25 protein-coding genes and 1 pseudogene are annotated in these 26,009 nt (G+C 58.6%); 12 read left to right on the forward strand and 14 right to left on the reverse strand.

Translation table 11 applies throughout. The annotated features are described in order from the left end of the window. Window positions 1-69 precede the first annotated feature (69 nt). The 3 genes from lpxD (at window position 70) to R6T97_RS03950 (ending at window position 2,663) form a co-directional block, all read left to right on the forward strand. Window positions 70-1,131 carry a UDP-3-O-(3-hydroxymyristoyl)glucosamine N-acyltransferase gene (lpxD, locus tag R6T97_RS03940; RefSeq protein ID WP_410347997.1) on the forward strand — a complete coding sequence of 354 codons (1,062 nt, stop codon included), beginning with the start codon at window positions 70-72 and terminating at the stop codon, window positions 1,129-1,131. Window positions 1,132-1,194: 63 nt separating this feature from the next. After that, on the forward strand, window positions 1,195-1,458 hold the full coding sequence (locus R6T97_RS03945) for an acyl carrier protein (RefSeq protein WP_410347998.1): 264 nt from the start codon (window positions 1,195-1,197) through the stop codon (window positions 1,456-1,458). Continuing rightward, the gene (locus R6T97_RS03950; protein WP_410347999.1) at window positions 1,455-2,663 is read left to right on the forward strand and encodes a beta-ketoacyl-[acyl-carrier-protein] synthase family protein; all 1,209 of its coding nucleotides are present in this window, start codon (window positions 1,455-1,457) and stop codon (window positions 2,661-2,663) included. The genes R6T97_RS03945 and R6T97_RS03950 overlap by 4 nt, the downstream gene beginning before the upstream one ends. Before the next feature lie 17 nt (window positions 2,664-2,680). On the opposite strand, the gene R6T97_RS03955 is transcribed toward R6T97_RS03950, so the two are convergent. After that, window positions 2,681-3,286, reverse strand: a complete 606-nt coding sequence (locus tag R6T97_RS03955; protein WP_410348000.1) for an invasion associated locus B family protein — start codon at window positions 3,284-3,286, stop codon at window positions 2,681-2,683. Window positions 3,287-3,691: 405 nt separating this feature from the next. Between R6T97_RS03955 and R6T97_RS03960 the strand changes: the two genes are divergently transcribed. After that, window positions 3,692-5,230 (forward strand): helicase HerA-like domain-containing protein, encoded by a 1,539-nt coding sequence (locus tag R6T97_RS03960; protein WP_410348001.1) that lies wholly within the window; start codon window positions 3,692-3,694, stop codon window positions 5,228-5,230. An 85-nt stretch (window positions 5,231-5,315) separates the two neighbouring features. Here the strand turns inward: R6T97_RS03960 and R6T97_RS03965 are convergent, their stop codons facing one another. From R6T97_RS03965 to R6T97_RS03985, 5 genes are all read right to left on the reverse strand, one after another. After that, the gene (locus R6T97_RS03965) at window positions 5,316-6,185 is read right to left on the reverse strand and encodes an MBL fold metallo-hydrolase (RefSeq protein WP_410348002.1); all 870 of its coding nucleotides are present in this window, start codon (window positions 6,183-6,185) and stop codon (window positions 5,316-5,318) included. A 333-nt stretch (window positions 6,186-6,518) separates the two neighbouring features. Beyond that, entirely contained in the window at window positions 6,519-7,820 is a 1,302-nt protein-coding gene (locus R6T97_RS03970; protein ID WP_410348003.1) for an HlyC/CorC family transporter, read from the reverse strand. Window positions 7,821-7,872: 52 nt separating this feature from the next. Further along, window positions 7,873-8,814, reverse strand: a complete 942-nt coding sequence (locus R6T97_RS03975; RefSeq protein ID WP_410348004.1) for a site-specific tyrosine recombinase XerD — start codon at window positions 8,812-8,814, stop codon at window positions 7,873-7,875. Next, window positions 8,811-10,307, reverse strand: a complete 1,497-nt coding sequence (locus R6T97_RS03980) for a hypothetical protein (RefSeq protein WP_410348005.1) — start codon at window positions 10,305-10,307, stop codon at window positions 8,811-8,813. The genes R6T97_RS03975 and R6T97_RS03980 overlap by 4 nt, the downstream gene beginning before the upstream one ends. Window positions 10,308-10,329: 22 nt before the next feature. Then, entirely contained in the window at window positions 10,330-10,482 is a 153-nt protein-coding gene (locus R6T97_RS03985) for a hypothetical protein (RefSeq protein ID WP_410348006.1), read from the reverse strand. A gap of 125 nt (window positions 10,483-10,607) precedes the next feature. On the opposite strand from R6T97_RS03985, the gene R6T97_RS03990 reads away from it, so the two are divergent. Beyond that, window positions 10,608-11,192 carry a shikimate kinase gene (locus tag R6T97_RS03990; RefSeq protein ID WP_410348007.1) on the forward strand — a complete coding sequence of 195 codons (585 nt, stop codon included), beginning with the start codon at window positions 10,608-10,610 and terminating at the stop codon, window positions 11,190-11,192. After that, window positions 11,193-12,305 (forward strand): 3-dehydroquinate synthase, encoded by a 1,113-nt coding sequence (aroB, locus tag R6T97_RS03995; protein WP_410348008.1) that lies wholly within the window; start codon window positions 11,193-11,195, stop codon window positions 12,303-12,305. 2 nt (window positions 12,306-12,307) lie between these two features. Here the strand turns inward: aroB and R6T97_RS04000 are convergent, their stop codons facing one another. Together R6T97_RS04000 and ssb are read right to left on the reverse strand one after the other, a co-directional pair. Continuing rightward, on the reverse strand, window positions 12,308-12,628 hold the full coding sequence (locus tag R6T97_RS04000; RefSeq protein ID WP_410348009.1) for a hypothetical protein: 321 nt from the start codon (window positions 12,626-12,628) through the stop codon (window positions 12,308-12,310). An 11-nt stretch (window positions 12,629-12,639) separates the two neighbouring features. After that, window positions 12,640-13,176: a single-stranded DNA-binding protein gene (ssb, locus tag R6T97_RS04005; RefSeq protein WP_410348010.1), complete on the reverse strand. Its 537-nt coding sequence runs from the start codon at window positions 13,174-13,176 to the stop codon at window positions 12,640-12,642. Window positions 13,177-13,326: 150 nt separating this feature from the next. Here ssb and R6T97_RS04010 point away from each other — a divergent pair, with 150 nt between their 5' ends. After that, complete coding sequence (locus R6T97_RS04010; protein ID WP_410348011.1) at window positions 13,327-13,908, forward strand: lytic transglycosylase domain-containing protein; 582 nt, start codon at window positions 13,327-13,329, stop codon at window positions 13,906-13,908. A gap of 56 nt (window positions 13,909-13,964) precedes the next feature. On the opposite strand, the gene R6T97_RS04015 is transcribed toward R6T97_RS04010, so the two are convergent. The 6 genes from R6T97_RS04015 to miaA all read right to left on the reverse strand — a co-directional run bounded on the left by R6T97_RS04015 (window position 13,965) and on the right by miaA (window position 22,342). Beyond that, on the reverse strand, window positions 13,965-16,037 hold the full coding sequence (locus tag R6T97_RS04015) for a dipeptide ABC transporter ATP-binding protein (protein WP_410348012.1): 2,073 nt from the start codon (window positions 16,035-16,037) through the stop codon (window positions 13,965-13,967). Window positions 16,038-16,040: 3 nt separating this feature from the next. Next, the gene (locus R6T97_RS04020) at window positions 16,041-17,486 is read right to left on the reverse strand and encodes an ABC transporter permease (RefSeq protein ID WP_410348013.1); all 1,446 of its coding nucleotides are present in this window, start codon (window positions 17,484-17,486) and stop codon (window positions 16,041-16,043) included. A 15-nt stretch (window positions 17,487-17,501) separates the two neighbouring features. Further along, window positions 17,502-18,548 carry an ABC transporter permease gene (locus R6T97_RS04025; protein WP_410348014.1) on the reverse strand — a complete coding sequence of 349 codons (1,047 nt, stop codon included), beginning with the start codon at window positions 18,546-18,548 and terminating at the stop codon, window positions 17,502-17,504. A gap of 124 nt (window positions 18,549-18,672) precedes the next feature. Then, complete coding sequence (locus tag R6T97_RS04030; RefSeq protein WP_410348015.1) at window positions 18,673-20,331, reverse strand: ABC transporter substrate-binding protein; 1,659 nt, start codon at window positions 20,329-20,331, stop codon at window positions 18,673-18,675. A 236-nt stretch (window positions 20,332-20,567) separates the two neighbouring features. Next, window positions 20,568-21,383, reverse strand: a complete 816-nt coding sequence (locus R6T97_RS04035; protein ID WP_410348016.1) for an AraC family transcriptional regulator — start codon at window positions 21,381-21,383, stop codon at window positions 20,568-20,570. Between the two features lie 53 nt (window positions 21,384-21,436). Next, window positions 21,437-22,342: a tRNA (adenosine(37)-N6)-dimethylallyltransferase MiaA gene (miaA, locus tag R6T97_RS04040; protein ID WP_410348017.1), complete on the reverse strand. Its 906-nt coding sequence runs from the start codon at window positions 22,340-22,342 to the stop codon at window positions 21,437-21,439. Window positions 22,343-22,505: 163 nt separating this feature from the next. Here miaA and pyrH point away from each other — a divergent pair, with 163 nt between their 5' ends. The 5 genes and pseudogenes from pyrH to R6T97_RS04065 form a co-directional block, all read left to right on the forward strand. Next, window positions 22,506-23,231 (forward strand): UMP kinase, encoded by a 726-nt coding sequence (gene pyrH / locus R6T97_RS04045; RefSeq protein WP_410348018.1) that lies wholly within the window; start codon window positions 22,506-22,508, stop codon window positions 23,229-23,231. A 201-nt stretch (window positions 23,232-23,432) separates the two neighbouring features. Then, window positions 23,433-23,996 (forward strand): ribosome recycling factor, encoded by a 564-nt coding sequence (gene frr / locus R6T97_RS04050; protein WP_410348019.1) that lies wholly within the window; start codon window positions 23,433-23,435, stop codon window positions 23,994-23,996. A 21-nt stretch (window positions 23,997-24,017) separates the two neighbouring features. Then, window positions 24,018-24,743: a polyprenyl diphosphate synthase gene (gene uppS, locus R6T97_RS04055; RefSeq protein WP_410348020.1), complete on the forward strand. Its 726-nt coding sequence runs from the start codon at window positions 24,018-24,020 to the stop codon at window positions 24,741-24,743. A gap of 2 nt (window positions 24,744-24,745) precedes the next feature. Continuing rightward, a complete protein-coding gene (locus tag R6T97_RS04060; RefSeq protein ID WP_410348021.1) occupies window positions 24,746-25,549 on the forward strand; it encodes a phosphatidate cytidylyltransferase in 804 nt (267 codons plus the stop codon). Beyond that, a pseudogene (locus R6T97_RS04065) lies at window positions 25,546-26,009 on the forward strand (1-deoxy-D-xylulose-5-phosphate reductoisomerase); the annotation flags it as partial. The gene R6T97_RS04060 and the pseudogene R6T97_RS04065, both read left to right, overlap by 4 nt.

Consider the following 26,009-nt stretch of genomic DNA (forward strand, 5'->3'; position numbering starts at 1 on the left):
ACGTGAAGGGGTGGCCCTTCGCGCCGTTCGCGGGTAAATCTGTCCCCGTAGGTCAGGTCCGGGGACAAGATGGCACATTCGGTAAAAGAGATTGCAGCGGCGCTGGGGGCAGAGGCCTTCGGCGCCGTTGATCTTCTGGTAGAAAGTGCCGCCGAGCCGGCCTCGGCTGGTCCCGACGATCTCGCGCTTGCCATGACACCTGCCTATGGCGCAGCACTGGGGCAGGGGCGGGCACGTGCCGCCGTTGTCTGGCCCGGTGCCGACTGGCAGGCGCTCGGGCTGGAGGCCGCCATCATCGTGCCGCGCGCGCGCCTTGCGATGGCAGGTCTGACGCAGATGCTGGACCGGCCTTTGCCGGGTGGCGGGATCAGCCCGCAAGCCGCGATTGATCCGACCGCACAGATTGGTGCGAATGTGACGATCGGGGCTTTTACGGTTGTGGGCGCTGATGCCGTCATTGGCGCAAATAGCTGGATTGCCGATCAGGTCAGCATCTCGGAAGGGGTGAAAATCGGGACAGCTTGTCAAATTCATTCTGGGGTACGGCTGCGGCGTGGTGTTCAGCTTGGCGCACGCGTGATCCTGCAACCCAATGTGGTCATCGGTGGCGACGGATTTTCGTTTGTCACGGCAGAGCCGTCAAATGTCGAAAAGGCGCGTGAAACGCTGGGCGAGACCGCGACAGAGATACCGGCGGATCCGACATGGTACCGCATCCACTCGCTGGGCGGCGTGACGATTGGCGATGACGTCGAGGTCGGCGCAAACTCTTGCGTCGATGCAGGGACCATCCGTGCGACCCGCATCGGTGCGGGCACAAAGATCGACAGCCTCGTGCAGGTCGGTCACAACGTGATTGTCGGCGCGCATTGTCTGCTTTGCGCGCAGGCTGGTGTAGCGGGATCAACCGTGATCGGCGACCGCGTGGTGATCGGCGGCAAGGCCGGTGTCGCGGATAATCTGACGGTGGGCGATGATGTCGTGCTGGGTGGGGGCAGTGTGGTCCTGTCCAATGTACCCAAGGGCCGTGTCATGATGGGGTATCCTGCCACGAAAATGCAGACCCATATTGAAGGCTACAAGGCCTTGCGCCGCTTGCCGCGCACGCTACGTGGCCTCGCCAAGCGTTAATCCGCTGTTTCAAATCGCGGCCAGAGTGGCTACAGCCTCGCCAAACAACATGAGTATCAAAAGATGAGCATCAAAGATCAGGTCATCGCCATCATCGCCGAGCAGGCGATGCTGGAACCCGGCGACCTTGCCATGGACAACACCTTGGCAGACATCGGGATAGACAGTCTTGGCTTGATGGAGTGCATCTTTGCCATCGAAGAGGCTTTCGACATCGACGTGCCCTTCAACGCCAATGACCCGTCCGCAGGCGATTTTGACATTTCGTCCATCGCAGCCATCGTCGTGGCGGTTGAAAAACTGCAATCGGAACAGGCGGATATATGAACCGTGTGGTGATCACCGGCGCAGGGACGATCAACCCGCTTGGCTCTGATGTCCCCGCGACTTTTGCTGCAATGCAGGAAGGGCGCTGTGGCATCGGGCCGCTGGAAATCGAAGATGTGGAACGGTTGTCGATCCAGATCGGCGGGCAGATCAAGGGCTATGACGAAACCACGCATTTCAACCGCCAGCAGATCGCGCTTTATGACCGTTTCACCCAGTTCACCCTGCTCGCCGCCCGCGAGGCGATCGGGCAATCGGGTCTCGCGTTTTCGGGCGAACTGGCCGACCAGTCGGGGGTTGTGCTTGGCACCTCGGGTGGTGGTCTGAACACGCAGGATGAAAATTATCGCGCGGTCTATGAGGCGGGCAAGAACCGTGTTCATCCGTTTATCGTGCCTAAACTGATGAACAACGCCGCCGCCAGTCATGTGTCGATGGAATGGAACCTGCGAGGGCCGTCTTTCACTGTGGCAACCGCCTGTGCGTCTTCCAATCATGCGATGGGGCAGGCTTTCAACATGGTGCGCTGTGGCATGGCCAAAGTCATGGTCACCGGCGGATCAGAGGCGATGCTGTGCTTTGGCGGGATCAAGGCGTGGGAAGGTTTGCGCGTTATGTCGCGCGATGCCTGTCGCCCGTTTTCAGCCACGCGCAACGGGATGGTGCAGGGCGAAGGGGCGGGGGTGTTCGTCTTTGAAGACTACGCCCACGCCAAGGCGCGCGGGGCGGAAATTCTGTGCGAAGTCGTCGGCTTTGCGATGTCCTCGGATGCATCCGATATTGTGATGCCCTCCAAGCAGGGAGCCGCGCGCGCGATTGCCGGTGCCATCAAGGATGCCCGGCTTCCCAAAGAGGCGGTGGGCTATATCAACGCGCATGGCACTGGCACGGCCGCGAATGACAAGACCGAATGTGCGGCGGTTGCAGATGTTTTCGGCGCACATGCGGACAATCTGATGATCTCTTCGACCAAATCAATGCATGGCCATCTGATCGGGGGCACCGGCGCGGTCGAGGTTCTGGCCTGCATCATGGCGCTGAAGGACGGGATTATCGCACCCACGATCGGGTATCAGGAACCGGACCCGGAGTGCGCTTTGGATGTCGTGCCCAACGTCGCACGTGATGCGCATGTGGATGTGGCGCTTTCAAACGCTTTCGCCTTTGGCGGCTTCAATGCCGTGTTGGCGCTGCGCAAACACTAGGCGCAGCGCCAAGACGGTTATTCGCTTTCGGCTGCGGTCGTCGACGTGAAACCGGCGGTAAAACCGGTCAGGGACACATCCAGCACGACCTCTTCTGTCGGTGCGGCGGCAGGGACAAGGCGCACCGTCGCGGCCGTACCGCGCTTGAGTTCGTCGACTTCTTCCGGCGTAAAGCCAAGGCGGGCCACGCACCCGGCGCGATTGCAGAACGTAAACGGATAGCGGCGTGCGTTCTGGCCATCTACGGTGATCGTCAGTTGTTGGGTCAGCAGGGTTTCAAGTGGGACGACAATCGTGGCCCCCGCAGCCGCGCGCTGACCTTCGGGCAGCGGAAAGACATTCATTTCCGCAACGGCCACACCATCACTATTGACCAGCAATTGATAGAGGTTGCATGGATCAGGCTCTCCATCGTCTGTCTTGATGCATCGCAGCGCCCAGTCACCGAATGTTTCGCGCACGTAGGGTTCGCCGATTTGCGGGCCGACAGGCTCACCAAGCGCGAGGTCGTCACCGGACTGTGTTGGCTCGGTTTCGGTTTCTTGTGTTGTTTCTTGCGCCACGGCGATGCTGGTCTGGCTCAGCAGGGCGGCGAGAAAGAGTGTTTTCAGGATACTGCGCATAGGTGTTGTCCTTTTCGGTTTCGGCGGCACTTAACATGCAGAACGCGGGGTGTCAGTGCCAAAATCAAGGGCCTGCGCTGTCTTCCGCTCACGCTTTCGCGGGGGCCCGATAAAAGAAGAAGGGCCCCCTTAAGGACCCTTCTCGGTATTCTCCCTGCCGGACTTGCCGACTAATTGGAGTGAGGCTACGCAAAGCAAAACGCAGCGTCAACAGAAAATCTCTGACAGGTCAGTGATGAATGGCGTACTGGCTACATCGAAAAAGCCGTGCCCGAAGGCACGGCAAGTTCAACAAGGAGGAAGTGTGCCAATCCGCGGAAACGACTGCGGCGGGCGCGGTTTGTTGTGGCACGAAATGGTTAACAATGTATTTTGTTTGGACATTATCGGTAGGGAACGGTCTGTATGTCTGAGAACATCTTTATTGGCGGTGGGAGCGATGCCTACGCTTTGCCACAAAACCTGCTGCTGGATAAGGCGAACCGACACGGGCTGATTGCAGGGGCGACAGGTACCGGTAAGACGGTGACGCTGCAGATCATGGCCGAAGGGTTTTCGGCTGCCGGTGTGCCGGTTTTCCTATCTGATGTGAAGGGTGACCTGTCTGGTCTGGCGGTCAGTGGTTCCGCTGATTTCAAACTGCACGAGCCGTTCATGTCGCGGGCACAAACAATTGGTCTTGACTTGCAGTATGACGGTTTTCCCGTCACCTTCTGGGACCTCTTCGGTGAAAAGGGCCACCCGATCCGCGCCACCGTGGCCGAGATGGGCCCTTTGTTGCTTTCGCGCTTGATGGGCCTGACGGATGTGCAGGAGGGCGTGCTGAATGTGGCCTTCCGTGTGGCGGATGAAGAAGGTTTGCCGCTGCTGGACCTCAAGGATTTGCAGGCTTTGCTGGTCTGGGTGGGGCAGAACGCCAAGGACCTCTCGCTGCGGTATGGCAACGTTGCTTCTTCTTCGATCGGTGCGATCCAGCGGCAGCTTCTGGTGCTGGAAAATCAGGGTGGCACCGCTCTTTTTGGTGAGCCTGCGCTGGACCTTGCGGATATGATGCGCAGCCGCGACGGTCGGGGCGAGATCAATATTCTCGCCGCGGATCAGTTGATGGGCAGCCCCCGACTTTATGCGACATTCCTGCTCTGGCTTTTGTCGGAGCTGTTTGAAGAACTCCCCGAGGTCGGCAACCCCGACAGACCCAAGCTGGTGTTCTTTTTTGACGAAGCACACCTATTGTTTGATGATGCGCCCAAGGCACTGGTCGACAAAGTCGAGCAGGTGGCCCGCCTGATCCGGTCCAAAGGGGTGGGGGTCTATTTTGTGACGCAAAACCCTGGCGATATTCCCGACGATGTGCTGGGACAGTTGGGCAACCGTGTGCAACATGCGCTGCGCGCGTTTACTGCCAAGGACCGCAAAGAGTTGAAGACAGCTGCGGAGACTTACCGCGATAATCCGGCATTCGACACCGCCGAGGCGATTCAGCAGGTGGGTACCGGCGAGGCGGTCACGTCATTCCTTGACCGCAAGGGTATTCCGCAGATCGTCGAGCGCACGCTGATCCGGCCTCCGTCCTCGCAACTTGGCCCGATTGACGAGCCGACGCGCAAGGCGATTATGAGCGGGTCGGACATGGCGGGCAAATACGACAAGACGATGGATCGCGACAGTGCCTTTGAGATGCTGGCCAAGCGCGCCGAAGCTGCGGCCAAGGCAGCCGAGGATGCGGAAGCTGAAGAGGCCCGTTCGGAAGACAAGGAGCGCGAGTTCAAAGCGGCACGCCGTTATGACGGCGGGCGCAGTTCGGCCCGATCAACGCGGTCGCGCAATTCTTCGGGTGAAAGCTTTGGTGATGCACTTGCTTCTGTCGTGGTCAAGGAACTCAAAGGCACGACGGGGCGCCGTTTGGTGCGCGGTATTCTGGGCAGCCTGTTCAAGGGGCGCTAGGGTCGCGGGATCCCTTAAGTGCATGCCGCAAAGCGAGATGACGCCATCACAATGAGGCGTCATCAATGCGCGGCACTGACACGGATCAGCGGCTTTCGAAGTAGTTCAGCGGCACTTTGAGATAAGACCGGCCATTGCTTTCCGGCTCAGGCAGGCGGCCGCCGCGAATGTTGATCTGCAGCGCCGCCAGCATCAGTTTTGGGAGTGGCAGAGTCGCGTCGCGGGCATCGCGCACCGCTTGGTACTCTGCCTCTGTGGGGCTATCCTTCCAGTGGATATTCTCGGCGCGATGTTCTGCAACTGTCGCTTCGCATTGCGCTTCACGGTCTGGCGCGTAGTCATGGCCAACGAAAATGCGGGTCTCGTCGGGCAGGGCAAGGATTGCGGCAATACTTTCATAAAGCGCTGCGGAACTGCCACCGGGAAAATCCGCGCGTGAACTGCCGCTGTCGGGCATCATCAACGTGTCATGCACAAAGGCCGCATCACCCGCAACATAGGTGATCGATGCCATGGTATGCCCCGGAGAGAACATCACCTTGACCGGCACCTCGCCCACCATGAAGCTGTCCCCGTCCGCGAACAGTCGGTCCCATTGGCTGCCGTCGGTCGGGAAATCGGCCGGCAGGTTATAGATGTCCTGCCACAGCTTCTGGACGCCTGTGACCTTTTCCCCGATGGCTGTCGGTGCACCGGTCTGTTGCTTGAGCCACTGCGCGGCGGAGAAATGATCGGCGTGCGGGTGCGTGTCGAGAATCCATTCAAGATCGATTCCTGCATCACGGATATAGTCGAGCAGGCGTTGGGCGTTCTCGGTCGATGTCGCGCCTGCCAGCGGGTCGAAATCCAGAACGGGATCGACGATTGCGCCTTTCATCGTCACGGGATCATGGAAAACATATTGCCAGCTTCCGGTGGGTTCGTCCCAGAACGGCTTTACAATCGGATTGCTCATCGGGTTCTCCTTTTTTAGGTTCGGTTAAGCGTAAAGGGTAGGTGACAATCGCCGAGCCTGAACTGATATTCATCATACTGCGATCTTGTTTATGTCTGCCGAAGCGTTCGTGTTTTCGATTTTCGTTTGGGGTGTGATGGCTGTGATGCGACCCCGTTGCAATGGATACGACGAGGCGGACCGTTCGGGCCCGCCAGATCGCGTCACCGCATAAGAGTGGAAAATACAAGGCCGCTGTCTCGGAGCTTTCATCGCCACGAGCGTCGCTGCCTCTGGCGTTGCCGGCCTACAGGAAGTGAAAATGGTAAATTTGTACGGCAGGGATGGCCCCGCCTACAGCTGTCTGATTTTCAGCGTCGCGATGCGGTTTTCATCTTTTGACATGACCTCGAACCGGAACCCGTGGAACGAAAATACCTGTCCCTCGATAGGGATCATCTGCGCTTCATGTATGACAAGGCCCGCGATGGTGTTGGCCTCGTCGTCAGGCAGGTTCCAGTCGTGCGCGCGGTTCAGGTCGCGGATCGTCATGGCGCCATCCACGATGTAGGCACCGTCTGCGGTTACCGAAATCTGCTCTTCCTCATGCGTGTCGAACTCGTCCGCAATCTCGCCCACGATCTCTTCGAGGATGTCTTCCAATGTGATCAGCCCTTGCAACGCGCCATATTCATCGACCACCAGTGCAAAATGTGTCTTTAGCTTGAGAAAGTTGCGCATCTGGTCGTCAAGGGTCGTTGTATCGGGCACAAAGTAGGGGGGCATCGCAACTTTGGTCACGTCAAATGCGGCAAGGCCCTGCGCGTTTTCCTGTCCGCCGCCCAGCAGCTTGTACATTGCGCGCAGCAGGTCCTTTGAGTGGAGCATCCCGACGATGTTTTCCTGTTCCCCCCGGTAAATTGGCAGCCGGGTGTGGGGGCTTTGCAGGATTTGGGCCAGGATTTCATCGGGCGGCAGGTCGGCATCGACCATTTCAATGCCCGAACGATGCAGCATGATTTCTTCGACCGTCCGTTCGTTCAGGTCCAGTGCGCCAAGAATACGGTCGCGGTCCTCTTTTTCGACGATGCCTTCGGAATGGCCCAGTTGCAGCGCGCCTGCGATTTCCTCGCGGACGGCCAGAATGTTGCTGTCAGGGTCGGTGCGCACACCGAAGACAAACAGCACACCGCGCACCAGATAGCGCACAGCCGCCACCAAAGGCGAAAAGAGAACTACAATTACTCCGATCGGGCGCGCCACGCTGGAGGCGACGGTTTCAGGATAAGTGATGGCAAAGGTCTTGGGCAGCACCTCGGCGAAGATCAGCACCAGCAGGGTCATGATGAGGGTCGCGGCTGCCACCCCGTTCTGGCCGAAAACCTTGGTCAGAACAGCGGTGGCCAGCGATGTGGCAAGGATATTCACCACATTGTTGCCCAAGAGGACAGAGCCGATCAGCCGCTCGTTATCTTGTGTGATCTCAAGCGCACGTTCAGCCCCCTTGGAGCCTTTGCCGGCCGCTGACCGCAACTTGCCGCGCGAGGCTGCGGTCAATGCCGTTTCGGAGCCCGAAAAGAACGCCGAGAGGACAAGGAGTATTATGATAGCGCCGGCCGTAACCCAAAAGGCGGCGTCGAGAGTTGCGGTTTCCATCAGGTGCTTTCAAGCAAAATCATGCTCGTTATGTATTATCCTTGCGTCAGCTTCAAGGTTTTGCTGCTTTTGCAAGGGGATGATGGTCGAGCACAAGTTCTTTGAGCCGTTCATCCAGTACATGTGTATAGATTTCCGTCGTGGCAACATCGGCGTGGCCCAGCATCGTCTGGATCGACAGCAGATCAGCACCGCCAGCCAAAAGATGCGTCGCAAAAGCATGTCGCAAGGTGTGCGGTGTGACCTTGGCGGGGGAAACCCCGCCTGCAACGGCGAACTCCTTGATCAGACCGAAAAAACGGTGCCGTGTCAGATGCCCCGATTTGCCACGTGACGGGAACAGGAATTTCGACTTGGCGTTGCCCGCCTTGTGCGCGGCGTCTTCGGCGGTATCGCGGGCGGTCAGGTGGGCGGCCAAAGCGGCGCGTGCGGGCGAAGACAGTGGCACAAGACGTTCCTTGCCGCCCTTGCCGCGCACCAAAAGCATACGCGGATCGCCGCGCGCCGCCGACACAGGAAGGCTGACCAGTTCCGTCACCCGCATGCCGGTGGCGTAGAGCAATTCCATCAGGCAGGCATTGCGCAAGGCTTCGCGCGGGGTATTGCGCGCGGCCTCCAGCAGACGGTCGACTTCTTCTACCGAAAGCGTCTTGGGCAAGCGTTGTTCGCGGCCCGGTCCCTTGATCTGGATCGCGGGGTTTTCGTCGCGCCACCCTTCCTCGAAGGCAAAGCGGTAAAGTTGCTTGATCGCCGACAAGCGCCGCGCGCGGGTTGATTTTGCCAGCCCTTGGGCCTCGCAGTCGATCAGATAGTCTTCGATGTCATCGCGGTTGGCGTTGCTGAAATGCAAACCCTTGGGCGCGAGCCAGCCTGCAAAGTCCTGCAAGTCACGGGCATAGGCCAGTTGCGTATTGGTGGCAGCATCCAGTTCCGCCGCCTGCGCTTCCAGAAAGACCTGCACACAACGGGCCATTGGCTGATCCGCAAAGGTCATGTCCTGCGGTCCAGTAGCATAAGCTGCAAGGCGGCCCGCCGCGCCACGTCTTCAAGGCCGACGGCGCGAAACAGCAAAAGCGCATCGGTGACAGACCGCAAATCGCCTTCCGATCCGGCCTCGAACAACGCAAGCGCGAGCAACAGAGCCTCGCCCAGCTTGCCATCGTCCACCTTGCTTTGCAGTTGTGGCGGGGGCGGTCGGCTGTCGAATGCGTCCTGTATCGCCAGCGCACGCGCCGCATTGGCGGGCAGGTCTTGCAGTATGCCGTGCGCAATCCCGATCAGGAACGGATCAAACCCTGCATCGGCATTTTGTACGGCGATTGCCACGGCTTCGTAGTCTGGGGACAATAGACCCACCTTAAAGGCGATCACCGCCGCTTCGCCCGAAAGGGGCACCTCTTGCAGGGCAGCGCCATAAAGCTTGGCAAACTGGACCTCGGCGCGGGCCTGCTGCATCGCGGCCCAGGCATCGGGTAATGTGCGTCCCACTTCCACCGGATTGCGGCTCCTCATCGCCACATCAAATTGCTGGATCGCTGCGGCGCGGTCCCAGATGCCGCCCGACGCGGCAGGCGTGCGGGCCGTATAATGCTTGAGAAGGATGTTCTCGGATATTGCGCCATGGCGGGCCAGACGCTCGGTTGCTTCGAGCTGCGATTTCCACGCTGTCGTGGATTGCAGATCGGCATGTGAGAACGCAAGTGGCAGGTTGGCGGTAATCAGCGGTTCGCCAATGGCGGCGTGCATCCGGAATGTCAGAGGGCTGACGCGGGCAGGAGGCGTAAGAGGCGGTTCACCCTCGTAAAGTTCAGGATCGAGAAAGCGTGACAGAAGCGCCTCTTCCTGCGGGGTGATATCCCCCAGCACACGGCGGGTATTCAAAGTCAGCGCAGCGGCCGGCCAATCGCCATTGCGGGCAAGGCAGAAGATGCGGGCAGAAAATGTGGGCGCGATCGAGGGGGTTTCGCGCATGGCTTCGCAGGCGTTGTCTTCGGTGCCGGTCAAAAGTGCTACGTCGAACCACCGGCGAAACAGAGGTGCTGTATCAGGATCGGCCTGTTCGATCAGCGATTGGGCCGGTTCCAATGCGCCAAGATCCAACAGCTTGTCCACGCGCGCCAGAAATAGCGCGCCTTCGGCGTCGGCATCCAAAGGCGGGTCGGCTTCGGCCAACATCAGGATTTTCAGGAACTCTTGCAGCGCAGGCAGCGTATTCACCCGTTCGGCGCGCACCAGATCGACAAGCACCGCCTCTTTGCTGGCTGACCAGATGTCGCGGGGCAGGCCGGTCACATCCGGCGGCAGCAGGCCGATGGGGTCTTTTGATGTACGGTCCAGCGCCGTGACCGATACATCGGGCGACGTCGCGTTGGCGACCACAGGCGATTCAAACGCCGGGGCGGTTTCCACGCTGCGCGACAGCCAGTCGATGGCCGAGAGGGGCTCGCCCTGCGGATCACTTTGCGCCGACACCAGCGTGCCGGTCATGCAAGCAGCAGCCGCGAGCGCCTTAGTTTGTTTCCAGTGTAACAGGGCGCGTTACCTCTTGTGACGGGGGGGCAAAATCGGCAGGGAAAAACAACGGACCGACGTAGGCATAGGCCACCAAGCCCAGCCCGGCGAGTATGATCAAAAATAAAAGCGCCTTGATGAACCGCCACATGGCCTGCCCCAATCTTTCTATTCTGCCTCAATATGTGGGTTCTTCCCCACCTGTTGAAGGGATTGTATATGGCCTTTCACACAAGATCACGGCATTCATTCATTAAATTTCGCGTTCGGCGTAGGATGGCCGAAAAGAAAGGCAGGCGTTGCATGGCCCAAGGGCGGCAATATCACCTCAAACGAACCGTTGTGCTGGTTGGTATGATGGGGTCGGGCAAGACGGCTATCGGCCGTGCGTTGGCGGCTGCGCTGGATGTGCCTTTCGTGGATAGTGATGCCGCCATCGAAGAGGCGGCGGCGGCAACGATTGCCGAAATTTTCGAACGTGATGGTGAAGTGTTTTTCCGCAAGCGCGAGGCAGAAGTGCTGCGCAGGCTTCTGTCCGGTCCGCCCCGTGTCGTTTCGACCGGCGGGGGTGCATTTCTTGCGCAAGCGAACCGCGATGCGATTGCGCAGATGGGTGTTGCGGTGTGGCTGGATGCGGACCTTGAAATACTGTGGGAGCGTGTCCGCCATAAAGATACGCGCCCCTTATTACGGACAGCCGACCCCAAAGCGACGCTGGCCGCGATTTATCAGGAACGCACACCGATCTACAGTCTTGCGGGGCTGAAAATCACCGTCAAGGACAACGCAAGTATCGAACAAACCATGCGGTCGGTCCGCGACACACTTGCCAGCCGCCCCGATATTCTGGAGATCAGATAAATGACCGCCACAGTTCACGTTGATTTGCCGGGCCGCGCCTATGATATTTTGATCGGCCCGGGTGTGCTTGATCAGGCAGGCGCGCGGATCGCTGCGATGGGCGGGCGGCGGCATGTCTGTATCCTGACCGATGAAAACGTGGCCGCTTTGCATCTGGAGGCGCTTCAGACCGCATTTTCGGATGCTGGTTTGACGTCCGAGGCGCTGGCCCTCCCGCCCGGTGAAGCGACAAAATGCTGGGCGCAGTTGGAACGGTCGGTTGAATGGCTGTTGGCGCAGAAGGTCGAGCGCGGTGATATCGTCGTGGCCTTCGGCGGTGGTGTGATCGGTGATCTTGCGGGCTTTGCCGCTGCGATCCTGCGGCGCGGCGTGCGGTTTGTGCAAATCCCCACGTCACTGCTGGCGCAGGTCGACAGCTCTGTGGGGGGCAAGACAGGGATCAACTCACCCAGCGGGAAGAACCTGATCGGCGCGTTTCATCAGCCAAGCCTTGTGCTGGCAGACACGGCCCTGCTCGGCACACTGACCCCGCGCGACTTTCTGGCAGGCTATGGCGAGGTCGTGAAATACGGTCTTTTGGGGGATGCGGCTTTCTTTGACTGGCTCGAGGCCGAAGGACCGGCTCTTGCTGCCGGTGATATGGATGCAAGGGTGCGTGCGGTCACGCGGTCCTGCCAGATGAAAGCGGACATCGTGCAACGTGACGAGACCGAGCAGGGGGATCGCGCGCTGTTGAACCTTGGGCACACGTTCTGTCACGCACTGGAAGCGGCAACAGGCTATTCCGACCGCCTGTTGCATGGCGAGGGTGTGGCGATCGGCTGTGCGCTGGCGTTCGAGCTGTCCGCCCGCATGGGGCTGTGCAGTCAAGAAGACCCCAGCCGTCTGCGTGCGCATTTGCGCGACATGGGCATGAAGGTAGACATCCGCGATATTCCGGGCGACCTGCCGGATGCAGAGGGGCTGCTGGAGTTGATGGGGCAGGACAAGAAGGTGCTGGATGGCAAGCTGCGGTTCATCCTTGCACGCGGCATTGGTGATGCGTTCATCACCTCTGATGTGCCGCGCGACGCCGTGCTGCGCGTGCTCGACGATGCCTTGGCGCGGGTCTAGTCTCAGTTCGGCCCGTCATCGTCATTCCTGCCGTCCAGCCTGATGCCATGTCTCTTTGCAAAACGCAGGAACAGCGGGATTTCGATGATTGCGTAGCTGACGATCGTGAAGATTGCCCAATTTGTTTCAAAGAACAGCAATGTGAACTGCACGCCGCTGCCCCAGAACCAAGCCCCAGCGACGATCAGCGCAAGCACGTTCAGCCCAAGATCGATCACCATCAGCTTGTTAAGGGTCTTTTCCTCAAGCGTCGGGAAAATGCCCAGATAGGCGACCGCAAGGATCAGGGCGACGAGAATCAGCAGTTGTACTTCCGGTGACATGGCCATCAGGCTTAGAACGGGATTTCGTCGTCCATATCGCCGCCACCGCCGCCGCCGGATGCGCCACCCTCATTGCCGCCGCCATAACCGCCACCGGAGGATCCACCGCCATAACTGCCGCCAGATGCGCCACCGCCGTAACCGCCGCCCGATGCGCCGCCGCCGCCACCATAGTTCCCAGCTCCGCCGCCTTCGCTGCGGCTGTCGAGCATGGTCAGCGTACCATCATAGCCGTTCAAGACAACTTCGGTTGAGTACCGGTCCTGACCGGATTGATCCTGCCATTTGCGGGTCTGCAGCTTGCCCTCGATATAAACCTTCGAGCCCTTCTTGAGGTACTGTTCCGCGATGCGCACCAGACCTTCCTGAAAGATCGCCACGGTGTGCCATTCGGTTTTTTCCCGACGCTCGCCGGTGTTCTTGTCTTTCCAAGTCTCTGACGTTGCAATCCGCAGGTTGGCGACCTTGCCGCCGTTCTGGAATGTCCGCACTTCGGGGTCTGCCCCGAGATTGCCGATGAGGATAACTTTGTTCACTGATCCGGCCATGACGGCACCTCCACGATTCTTTGTTGCCGGTACTTTCGGCTCTCAAGACATGGCGTAACAAGGTTAACGGAAGGTTTCCAGTAGCAGGCTTGGCGGTTTGGCACAAAAGAAGTATGTTACAGGTTGCGTGATGAGTGAAAGCGGTGTGCCGTGACCCGATTGACCCTGACATTAGGACTGATTGCTGCGCTTGGCGCGCTGCCGGCTTTTGGGCAGGAGCAGCTTTCGACCATGTCACGGTCCGGCTTGCTGCAAAGCCAGACATCGGTTCTGGATGGGCGTGCGTCCACGCAGTACGAAAACTCGGTCCGCCTGCAGCCGCCACGCGCAGACGGCTTTACCATGACCCCCAGTTATGGCGGCAGCTATAGCGGGCCTTACATGCGTCTGGCGCAATCCGCAGCTGGGAAACACGGTGTACCTGTTGGATTGTTCCTGCGTCTGGTTGAACAGGAAAGCGGCTGGAACGTCTCGGCGCGGTCCATCAAAGGGGCTTTGGGGTTGGCGCAACTGATGCCGGGCACGGCGCGGGCCTTGGGCGTTGATCCGCTTGATCCGGTGCAAAACCTCGACGGCGGTGCGCGCTACCTGCGCGCCCAATACGAGGCCTTCGGTTCGTGGCCACTGGCGCTGGCCGCCTATAATGCAGGGCCGGGTGCGGTGACACGCTATGATGGGGTGCCACCCTATGCGGAGACCCGGAATTATGTGCAGGTGATTTGGGGGCAATGATTGCACCCCTTCGAAAGCCAGAGAACCTCGGGCGGGCGTTTTGGGCAAGATGATGCCTATTCTGCCGCGATCTGTATGACAGGTTCCATGTCGGCAAGATCAACGTCGCTGAGGTGGCATTTGATCTGATGACCATCCGCCAGCATCCGCACCGGCGGCACCTCTTTGTCGCATAATTCACCGGGAACCTTTGTTTTCCAGTTGCAGCGTGTCTGAAAAGGGCAACCGCTGGGCGGGTTCATCGCAGATGGGATATCGCCTTCCAGCACGATGTGCTTTTTCTTGATGCTGGTGTCCGCAATGGGAACCGCGGACAGCAGTGCTTCGGTATAGGGGTGATAAGGTGGCGAGAAAACCTGATCGGTGCTGCCCAGTTCCACCACATGACCCAGATACATGACCATGACACGGTCCGACAGATAGCGCACGATCGACAGGTCATGGCTGATGAACAGAAGCGTGGTTTTATGCTCGCGCTGGATTTCCATCAGCAGATCGGTCACGGCCGCCTGCACTGATACATCCAGCGCCGAGACCGGTTCGTCGGCCACAACGATACGCGCGTCACCGGCAAAGGCCCGTGCAATGCCGACGCGCTGCTTTTGGCCGCCCGAAAGCTGCCTTGGCATACGGTCTGCAAAGGCGCGTGGTAGTTTGACGAGGTCGAGCAGGTTGAGCATCCGTTCGCGCCGTTCTGCGTCGTTCTTGCCGATGCCGAAGATTTCCAGCGCACGGATGATCTGGCGCCCCACGGTCATCGAGGGGTTGAGCGTATCGAAAGGATTCTGGAACACCATCTGGATGTCGGCGATAGTCTTGGTATCGCGGTGTTCAATCGCGGTGTTGCCGATGGATTTGTTATCCAGCAAAATCTCGCCTTCGGTTGCCGTTTCCAGCCCCATCAGGACCTTGGCGAAGGTCGATTTCCCGCAGCCGGATTCGCCCACGATAGCAAGCGTTTCGCTCTCGCGTGCCTCAAAGCTGAGGGTTTCATTGGCCTTGACGACCTTCTTGTCGCCACCTCCGAAAAGCGCATTGGCCGCGACCTCGTAATACTTCTTGAGGTTGTCCATCTTCAGAACAACCGGCCCCGGCTCCGGTTTTGCGGTCTGCGGACCGACATCAATCGGGGCCTGCCAGTCGATCTCCTTGAATTTCAGGCAGCGCGTCTGATGACGGTCATTGTCGGGCACAGGTTCCATCGGGATGAATCCCGCGTCGCAACGGCCCGCTTCGAAGTAATCGCAGCGCGGGCCAAAGTTGCAGCCTTGCGGACGTTCATGTGGCAGGGGAAAGTTGCCGGGGATGGCCACAAGTGGCCGTGCGTTCTTATCGGCACCGGGCAGGGGGATCGAACGGAACAGCGCCTGTGTGTAAGGGTGCTGCATTTCGTCGAAGACATCCTCGATGCTGCCCCGTTCCACCGCTTCGCCGGAATACATCACGCAGATGCGGTCGCAGGTTTCCAGCACAAGGCCAAGGTTGTGGCTGATAAACAGCATCGAGGTGCCGTATTTCTTCCCAAGTTCCTTGACCAGTTCCACAACCGCAGCTTCAACGGTCACGTCAAGTGCGGTGGTGGGTTCATCGAGGATCAACAAGGAAGGTTTCGACATCAGCGCCATTGCGATGACGATGCGTTGCTGCTGACCACCCGAAAGCTGGTGCGGATAGCTTTGCAGTATCCGTTCGGGGTCGGGCAGTTTCACATCCGTGACAACTTCCAGTGCGCGGGCGTAGGCTTCTTTTTCGCCTAAACCTTCGTGGATCATCGGCACTTCCATCAACTGTTTGCCGATCCGCATGGCGGGATTGAGCGAGGCCATGGGCTCTTGATAGATCATCGCGATTTCAGAGCCGCGGATATCGCGGAGTTCTTCCGGCGTCATTTCGTTCAGCTCGCGTCCCTTGAATTTGATCGAGCCTCCGACGATGCGACCGTTCACGCCCAAATCCTGCATGACCCCCAGCGCCACGGTGGATTTGCCGCAACCGCTCTCTCCGACAAGGCCCAATGCCTCGCCCGGCATCACGGTGGCGGAAAAATCCATGACGGCAGGGATTTCGCGCAGGCGGGTGAAGAAAGAGATGGAAAGCTTGTCGATTTCGAGGATGGGTTGTTCGGTCATGGGTTAATCCTTCAGGCTTTCTTCACGCAGGCCGTCGGCCAGCAGATTGAGACCCAGAACAAGGCTCAACAATGCAGCCGCCGGTGGCAGGGCAGGGTGGGCGTAAATCAACAAGAGCTTGCGCCCTTCGTTGATGGTCGACCCCCAGTCGGGGCTTTCGGATGAAAGACCCAGACCAAAGAAGCCCAAGGTGCCCAACAGGATGGTCGTGTAACCGATCCGCAGGCAGAAATCGACGATCAGCGGGCCACGCGCATTGGGCAGGATTTCCCATAGCATGATGTACCATGCGCCTTCGCCACGTGTCTGTGCCGCCGCCACATAGTCACGCGTGCGCAAATCCAGCGTGAGGCCGCGGACGATACGAAAGACGGTCGGCGCGTTCACGAAGACAACCGACACAAAGACCACCAGGATCGAGATATCGAAAAGATCCATCCATGCCGGCAGGAAGTCGATGACCGTGCCTTTCTGGTTGATGATCGACAGATAGAGCCACCCCAGGATGCCGAGGACAGGAATCAGGATCGCGTTCCGCTTGGCCGGTTGCGTGTAGTAGCGCGAGTTCAGCAAGACCCCGAAAAAGATCAGCGGGAAGGCGAACAGGAACGCAGCCATATAGGATGGAATACCTGTCTCGACGATTTCCGGTGTAACCAGCAGATAAAACAGCAGGATTACGGGAAAGGCGAGGATCAGGTTGGCGACAAACGAAAGGAATGTATCAAGCTTTCCGCCGTAAAATCCCGCAGGCAGGCCCAGCGTGATGCCGACCATGAATGCAAAGATCGTGGCCAGCGGCGCAATCGCGATGACAAAGACAGAGCCCTGGACCACGCGGCTGAAGATATCGCGCGCCAGATTGTCGCCACCCAGCAGGTAGTGCGGGATCGCGCCATCGGTGCCTTCCGGTACCGGCACGCCGGGGGTCTTGTTCTTGAGGCCCGACACCTGAGACAGATAGTCATGCGTCGCAATCATGTCGAAGGCCCCGACAAAGAATGCAGTGAACACCCAGAACATCACAAGGCCGAAACCGATCATGCCCACGGTGCTGTCGAAAAGCTTGCCGTAAAGACCAAGCTTGCGCTTGTAGATGATTGAAACCGCGAAAAGCGCGATCAGTGAAATCCAGACGGGCAGGAACCGTTTGCTGATCTCGCCGACGATCCCGGCGGCCCCGTAAGGCATCACCTGTGGCACCACGATATAGGCGATGACAATCGCCAGTACGCCAAAAAACAGGTACTTCAGACCTGTTTCCACCAATCCCAAAGGACCGCCCGTCGCGGCAATGGTTCCGTCAGGGTTGGATTGCAGTGTTTGTGCAGGGGCAAAGAACCCTAACACGATCTGCGCCACGATGGCGACGGCCAACAGCGCCAGCAGCACCATGAGCACGGGGTTGAGGATGGTGCCGAGGCTACCTGTCCATGTCAGAGCGTTCATGTCCTGATCCTCCCTTCAAGAAATACGAATGCGTGGATTCAGGAACACGTAGCCGATGTCGGATATCAGCTGTGTCACAAGGACCACGAAGACAGAAACGATGGAAACACCCAGCAAAAGCTCGATGTCGTTGTTGCCGGCGGCTTGCACCAGTACCCAGCCGAACCCTTTGTAGTTGAACAGGGTTTCGACGATCACGACACCGTTCAGTAGCCAGGGGAACTGCAGCATGATCACGGTGAAAGGGGCGATCAACGCGTTGCGCATGGCGTGTTTCAGCACGATATTGGGAAAGCTGACACCCTTGAGCCGGGCCGTGCGAATGTATTGCGCCGTCATGACCTCGGTCATCGAAGCCCGCGTCATACGCGCGATGTAGCCCATACCGTAAAGCGCGATGGTGATCACCGGTAGAAAGAAATTCTCGAAGGTGGCGTTTTCCATGGCGGATGTTGCCGTCCCTTTGAACCATTGCATCCCGAAAGTGGCGGTTGCAAAAACGGAGATAAAGACAACGCCAGAAACATACTCAGGCGTTGCGGTGGACACGATGGAAACCGTGGAAAGGGTGCGGTCTGTCCGCGATCCTTCGCGCATCCCCGCCAGAACGCCGAGGATCAATGCACCGGGGACCATCACCATCATCACCCAGAACATCAGCTTGCCCGTCAGGCCAAGGCGGGTGGCCACGATTGCACCCACATCGTCCTTGAAAACGGTTGAACGGCCCCATTCACCCTGAAGGACCCCGCAGAATGTGGCGGCATCCGCGACGTCTACGCCCGGACCTGCGCAGCGGGCGCGCACCTGTCCGTCACGGCCTTCGATCACATAGCCCGGCAGGACGCCAAGCCATTGGCCGTATTTGACGGGCAGGGGTTGCGAATAGCCCCGGTTTTCCAGCCATGTCACAACGGCTTCGTCCGACATGCGGGCGTTGCCTTGGGTCTTGGCAAGTTTCTCAAGGTTCGGAGCAAGGTTCGTAAGCCAGAACACGATAAATGTCAGACAAAGCGCCGTGAGGAGCATGACCCCAAGGCGGCGCAGAATAAACAGTCCCATAAAGGCCCCCGTTGGTGAGCAGCGTCAGAGCTTTGCCTGACTATAAGTTATGCGGCGGCCACGGTTTTCCGGTGGTCCACGTCAGATCGAAGAAGGGCCGCCAATGATAGGCGACCCTGATGCGTTAGGCTGCGAAAGCAACCTTATACATCTGCGGCAGGTATGCGATGTGCATGTCCCAACCTACGATGCCCGGCTTGGCGTGGCGATAGAGCGAACGCCAGTAAGGCTGGATCGTGACGCCTTCGTCGGTCATGATCGCCTGCAATTTGGCCATCACCACGCGACGCGCATCTGCATCCGCGATCGCGTTGGCTTCGGCCAGCAATGCATCGAATTCGGCATTTGCAAAACCGCTTTCGTTCCACGCCTCACCAGAGCGATAGGCGATCCCGAGGGTCTGCGTATCCAGCGGGCGGTGGTTCCAGTTCGTGGAAGAGAACGGATATTTCGTCCAGTCGTTCCAGAAGGTCGACCCCGGGATGATTGTCCGCTTCACGTTGAACCCTGCATCACGCAACTGTGCGGCAACTGCGTCAGTCGTGTTCTTGCGCCAGTCATCGTCGATCGAGATGATTTCCATCTCGAAGTCCTGCATTCCGGCCTCTGTCAGCAAGGCAAGCGCGCCTTCGGGATCGTATGGCATGCCGGGAACGTCTGCCCATGCAGGGTGCATGGGGCCGACGTGCTGGTTGCGTGCCGTCTGGCCAAGGTTGGAATAGCCCAGTTCAAGGCAAACCGCATTGTCGACCGCCATTGCGATGGCCTGACGGACGCGTTTGTCGGCGTATGGCTTCATGCCATCGACTTCGGCCTGCTGGTTGGGGCGGATACAGATCGTCGCGCCGGATGCGACTTCGGAGCGTTCCCAACCGATGCTTTCGACGACTTCGACGAAATCACCGACGGTTTCATAGAACATATCGACTTCGTCAGCGGCCGCTGCAGCCACCCAAGCGGATGGGTCTGTGCCATAGTCGATATATTCGATCCGGTCGAGGTACGCGCCCTTGCCTTCGGCATAGCCCCACCATTCGAAACCTTCGTTGCGGACCAGTACGCCCTTGACGCCCACTTCAAGGCTCTCTGGCAGGTAAGGACCGGTGCCGACAGGGTTGCCGACCATATTCTCGGGGTCAAAATCAGCCGGAATAATCGGCGCAGGATAATCCGACATGCCCGCAATCAGCGAAATGTCAGAGCCCGGCAGGTTCAGACGCACGGTCAGGTCATCGACAACTTCGATGCCGCCCTCGACGGCCTTGCCCGTCGCCTCGTCGATCAGGATCGCAAAGCGTCCGGCCATGGAGTTGCCTTCGACGTTCTTGTCGCACCAACCTTCGATATTGCGCGCGACATCTGCAGCGGTGAAATCATCACCGTTGTTCCACTTGACGCCCGGACGCACGTTCAGTGTGTAAACTGTCGCGTCATCGTTGACTTCCCAGCTTTCCAGAAGCATCGGTGTGAAAGAACCATCGTTGTTGTATTCGACAAGGTATTCCAGCCAGCCGTGCGAGAAGAACGCGATCTGCGTCCAGTCATAGGTGCGCGGGTCCTTGAGAGCGCGTACCTCCATTTGCATCCGGATCGTGCCGCCCTGCTGGACATGGCCGGCGGCCTGTGCGGGCTGCGCGGCGCCGATCAGCGCGTAAGCTGCGCTGGCGGTCACACCAAGTGCAGTTGTGCGTGCGAGGAACTCGCGGCGGTCCATCTTGCCTGCTTTTGCTTCCTCAGCATACATCAGTGCCGCCGGGTGGATTGGTTTTTGCATCTGCGTCATTCTTTTCTCCCTGTGACACATTTCTTTTGTCTTTTGCCAGGGAGAGAATGCCATTCAACGTCTACCAGTCGACACGCCGCCCCAGTCCAGAGTCCATTCGGCACAATTTTCAGACTGAGGTCAACCGGACGATTAGCGAATACTATGACATTTGCGACATGACGAGATAACAAAAACGACATTAGCGTCGGTGTCACCAAAGGCCTTTGGTGCTGCATCGCAGAAAGATTGAACGCTCATATCCGCGAAATTGCCGCGCTTTTGCGCCTGAAAGTCCGCGGTGCCTGTCCCGATTTTTCCTGAAAACTCCGCGTGAAATATGCCGCTGAACCAAAACCGAGGCGCCGCGCGATATCCTGTATCGGCATGTCGGTGTCTTTGAGCAGCACACAGGCTTCAAAATAAATGCGTTCGTTCAGCAACGACAGGGCCGAGCGGTCACAGGTCCTGCGGCAGCTGCGTGCCAGATGGGTGGGTGTGACCCCAAGGGCATCGGCATAGCTTGCGACACTGCGATCCGACCGGAAATCCCGAGCGATCATCGTGGTATATTGCGCCACCAGTTTCGCGGCAGCGGTCTTGCGCCGCGCATCCACCTTCGCGGGATCACGCTTGCGCAGTTGCCGTTCGACAAAGATGCCCAGCAATCCGAAGTGACAATGCGCCGCACGCAGATCGCCGTTGGGATGCAATTCACGCTCGATCGCTTCGATTAGTGTGACCAGTTCCTTTTGCGGATCAACATCCAGAAGACGCAGATGGAAGGGTGCGTCAGGCCAGCTTGTAACGTCAGGGAGCGTCAGTATCTGACCGAAGACCGTTGGCCCGACTTCGATGCCATACATTGTGTCAGGGGGAATATAGACCAGATTGTTGGGGCCATAGCCGTTGGTCAACCCCGCCACAGTCATGCGGCCCTGGCCTTTGGTGATATGGATCAGCCGCCCGGAGGCATGACTGCGCATCGCCTCGTTGCGCCAGCGCGCGGCGGCTCCGGCAAAGCTGAGTGTGGCCAGCGCAAGCGCCGGGTTTTGCGTGCTCATCATGTTCATCAACCTGCCCCGATGTTGATTTTTGACAAGTCTGCGCAGAAATCCGTTTGGTTTCAATTCTCTGGCTGATCAGCGAATCGTAGTGTTGCAGATAAGTCAGGGCTGTCGGCGGTGATATGGTACCAGTTCTTGTGTCGCGAACGGAACCACGTGCGCTGCCGCTTGGCATATTGCCGCGATGCGATGATGGCGGCGTCTCGGGCCTCTTGCAGGGTTATGTCTCCCTTGAGATGCGCGATGAGTTCCGGCGCGCCGATGGCCCTGGAGGACAGATAATCGGGGTTCCAGCGGGGCAGCATGGCGCGCGCTTCATCCAGCGCACCCTGCGCCAGCATCAGGTCAAAGCGCCGTGCGATACGGTCGTTCAACCAGTCTTTTGGCGCATCCAGCGTGATGCATGTGGCCTGTGCCGCAGGCAACAAAGGCGGCGGGGTGCTGTCCTGCCACTGCGCAAGGCTTTGACCGGTGGTTTGTAGTACCTCCCATGCGCGCTGCACGCGCATTCGGTTTTGCGTGTCGATGCGTTTGATTGTTGCGGGATCGAGGGCGGCAAGCATTGCGTCCAGCGACAGCGCGTTTGCGGCGTCTCTGATCGCTGTCGGGGTTGGGGGGATGTCGGCAAGACCTTGGGTCAGTGCGTTGAAGTTCAGGCCTGTACCACCAACGATGATCGGGCGTTTCGGGCCGGTCAGAAAAGGGGCCACGTCCCGCAGCCAGTGGCCGACCGAGTAATCGGCATTAAATGCAACATGGCCGTATAACACATGTTCAGCCGCTGCCAGATCCGTATCATCGGGACGTGCGGTCAGAATACGCCAGCCGTCAAAGACCTGAAGTGCGTCGGCATTGACGATCACACCGCCCTGGGTTCGGGCAATACGCAAGGCCAACGCGGACTTGCCGGAAGCCGTTGGTCCGGCGATCAGGACAGGCATCGAGGGAGTAAGGGTCGGGAACATCAATTTACCTTGTGTGAACTCGGTTCAGTGTTACCGCGAAAAGGCGATGAGTGTAATTGATGAGGCATATGTAAATGGAACAATTTTGTGACGCCAAAGCCATTGAACCTGCCAGCCTTTTGCGACATTTTGCACGTCGTTTGGAAATAGATTGAGGTGCGCCATGAGCGAGACTGAGAAAACGGCATATACACGTGTGATGCTCAAGATCTCGGGTGAGGCGTTGATGGGCGATACCTCATTCGGGTTGCACCCGCCCACGGTACAGCGCATCGCCCGCGAAGTGAAATCGGTGCATGACCTCGGTGTCGAAATTTGCATGGTGATCGGCGGCGGCAATATCTTTCGTGGCCTGCAAGGGTCGGCGCAGGGAATGGAGCGGACGACAGCGGATTATATGGGGATGCTCGCGACCGTGATGAACGCGCTGGCTATGCAGTCCGCGCTGGAAGAGCAGGGCATACATACCCGCGTCATTTCGGCGATCACGATGAACGAAGTGGCCGAGCCTTATATCCGCCGCCGCGCCGTGCGCCACCTTGAAAAAAAGCGGGTTTGCATTTTTGCCGCCGGCACCGGCAACCCGTATTTCACGACCGATACCGCAGCGACCCTGCGTGCCAGCGAGATGAATTGCGAGGCGATCTTCAAGGGTACCAAGGTGGACGGTGTCTATGACAAGGACCCCGCCAAGCACGCGGATGCGGTGCGCTATGAGAATGTGTCTTACGATGAGGTCCTGCAAAAACATCTTGGCGTGATGGATGCCAGCGCGATTGCCTTGGCACGCGACAATGATTTGCCGATCATCGTCTTCTCGCTGGATGAACCCGGCGGCTTCAAGGGGATATTGGCCGGTGAGGGCACCTATACCATTGTGAAGGATTGAGCGGAGCGGCTGCGCCGCACGTGATGTAATGAATGAGGGGCGCTGCCCCTCAAACACCCCGAGGTATTTTTCAACATGAGAAGCATAACGTCTTAGAATCCGCACAAATAGTTAATATTTGCCTGACTATACTTTATACAGCCTATGGCCTAAAACGGGGAAAAGCCGTGGAAAACCCAGGCGAGGAAGAGCAAAGAGAAAATGTCTGACGATTTTGAACTTGATACCGATGATCTGACCCGCCGTATGGAAGGGGCCATTGCGAACCTGCGTGTTGAACTGGCGTCGCTGCGCACGGGCCGTGCGTCCGGTTCCATGCTGGAACCTGTGATGGTGGACGCCTATGGATCCATGACGCCGATCAATCAGGTGGGTACCGTGAACGTGCCCGAACCGCGTATGGTGACAATCAACGTCTGGGACAAAGGGTTGGTTGGCAAAGTGGAAAAAGCCATTCGGGAAAGTGGTTTGGGGATCAATCCTCAACTGAACGGCACGATCATCATGTTGCCTATTCCCGAGCTGAACGAAGAACGTCGACGCGAGCTGACGAAAGTTGCCGGTCAATACGGTGAAAGCGCGCGTGTCTCGATCCGTAACCTGCGCCGCGACGGTATGGACCAGATCAAGAAGGCCAAGGCCGAAGGAATGTCCGAGGACGACCAGAAGTTCTGGGAGGCTGCGGTGCAGGAAATCACCGACGCACATATCAAGATCGTCGACGAAACGGTCGAGACCAAACAAGCAGAGATCATGCAGGTCTAAGCCAAGCAAGAAGGGGCACAGATGCCCAAAGACGCAGACGCCAGGACCACACCGGCCCATGTTGCGATCATCATGGACGGCAACGGTCGTTGGGCACAACAGCGGGGCCGCCCACGGCTGTTCGGTCACCATGCCGGTGCGCGCCGGGTCCGGGATATTCTGTCGTCATGCCCGGAGTTGGGCGTGAAATACCTGACGATCTTTGCGTTTTCGACCGAAAACTGGAAGCGGACCCAGACCGAAGTGGCCGGGTTGATGAGCCTGTTCCGCAAATATCTGGAGCGCGAAGCGAACGAGCTTTTTGAAAAGGGCGTATGTGTCCGGTTTATCGGTGACCGGATTCGGCTTGATCACAAGCTCGTCTCACTGATGGACGAGTTGGAATTGCGCACGGCAGACAATGACCGCGTGCATCTGACGGTGGCGCTCAACTACGGGGGCCGCGACGAAGTGACACGCGCCGCAAAGCGTTTGGCCTTCGAGGTTGAGCAGGGGCGCTTGACCCATGACGAAGTCGATGCCGAAACACTTGCCGGTTTTCTGGACACCTACTTCTTGCCCGACCCCGATCTGGTGATCCGCACCAGTGGCGAGGCGCGCATTTCAAATTTCCTGCTCTGGCAGTCGGCATATGCGGAATATGAATTTGTCGATACGCTTTGGCCCGACTTCACGACCGAAGAGTTTGCAAAAATTCTGCAAAGCTATGGTCGCCGCGAACGGCGCTTTGGGGCCGTTCGAGCCTGACGATGACGCCCCCTGAACCCCAGTCCACCAAGTGGGATGATCTTACCGTTCGCCTGATTTCAAGTGCCGCGATGGTATTCGTCGGTGCGATCGGTGTGATTTTGGGCGGTGTCTGGTTCCAGATGCTCGTGGTTTTTGTGACCGCCGTGATGGTTTGGGAATTGTGGATGATGATCCGCCCCAAGGAGCCGACCAAGGGGATGTTGCTGGCCGCTTTGGTGGCGTCTGTGATGTCCGGGCAACTGGCCGAAGGTTCGTTTTGGGGGATGCTTTTGTTTCTGGTGGTGCCGGTCATCGGGGTCACCCAGCTCAAGACCGAGGCCAAGACGTTCTTTTTCTTTGCATTGGGAATCCAGATTGCAGGTTGGGGTCTTGTTCATTTCCGGATTGATTACGGATTCTTCTGGCTGCTGTGGCTGATGTCCGTCGTCATTGTGACCGATATCTTCGGGTATTTTGCGGGCAAGGCGTTTGGCGGTCCGAAATTCTGGCCGCGGATCAGCCCCAAAAAGACGTGGAGCGGGACGGTTGCCGGATGGGTCGGTGCGGCGATTGTCGGCTTTATTTTTATGCTTTTCACGGAAACCGGTCTGTGGTTCATGCTTGTTTCGGTAGCGCTGAGTTTTGCGGGCCAGATGGGTGATATCGCGGAAAGCGCCCTCAAGCGGCGGATGGGCGTGAAGGACAGTTCTACGCTGATTCCCGGCCACGGCGGGCTGTTTGACCGCTTTGATGCGTTGTTGGGTGCGTCGCTTTTCTTGATTTTCGTCGCCGATATCGTCGATGTGCCCGGAGTTGTCTGGTGAGGCGGATCACGATTTTCGGGGCGACCGGGTCGGTCGGGCAGAGCGCGCTTGATCTGGTGGTGCGCAACGCAGAGGCCTATGACGTCGTGGCGCTCACCGGGGGGCGCAATGTGGCGCAACTGGCAGCGGATGCGCGGCTGTTGCAGGCTGATCTGGCAGTGACCTGCTATCCTGAATGCTACAATGAATTAAAGGACTTGCTGTCCGGTACTGATGTCGAGGTCGCCGCTGGCCCCGATGCGATCGCGCAGGCGGCAGCGCGGCCTGTGGATTGGGCCTTGTCGGCAATTGTGGGCGCTGCAGGGTTGGTGCCGGGGCTGGAGGCGCTGTCGCACGGCACGACTTTGGCGTTGGCCAACAAGGAATCGCTTGTGACTGCGGGGCCGTTGCTTTTGGGACGGGCCAAGGCCCACGGAGCGACGGTTTTGCCGGTGGATAGCGAACATTCAGCGGTTTTTCA

Origin of the sequence: Yoonia sp. (assembly GCF_046498525.1) — a bacterium.
In the GTDB taxonomy this organism is placed as follows: Bacteria; Pseudomonadota; Alphaproteobacteria; order Rhodobacterales; family Rhodobacteraceae; genus Yoonia.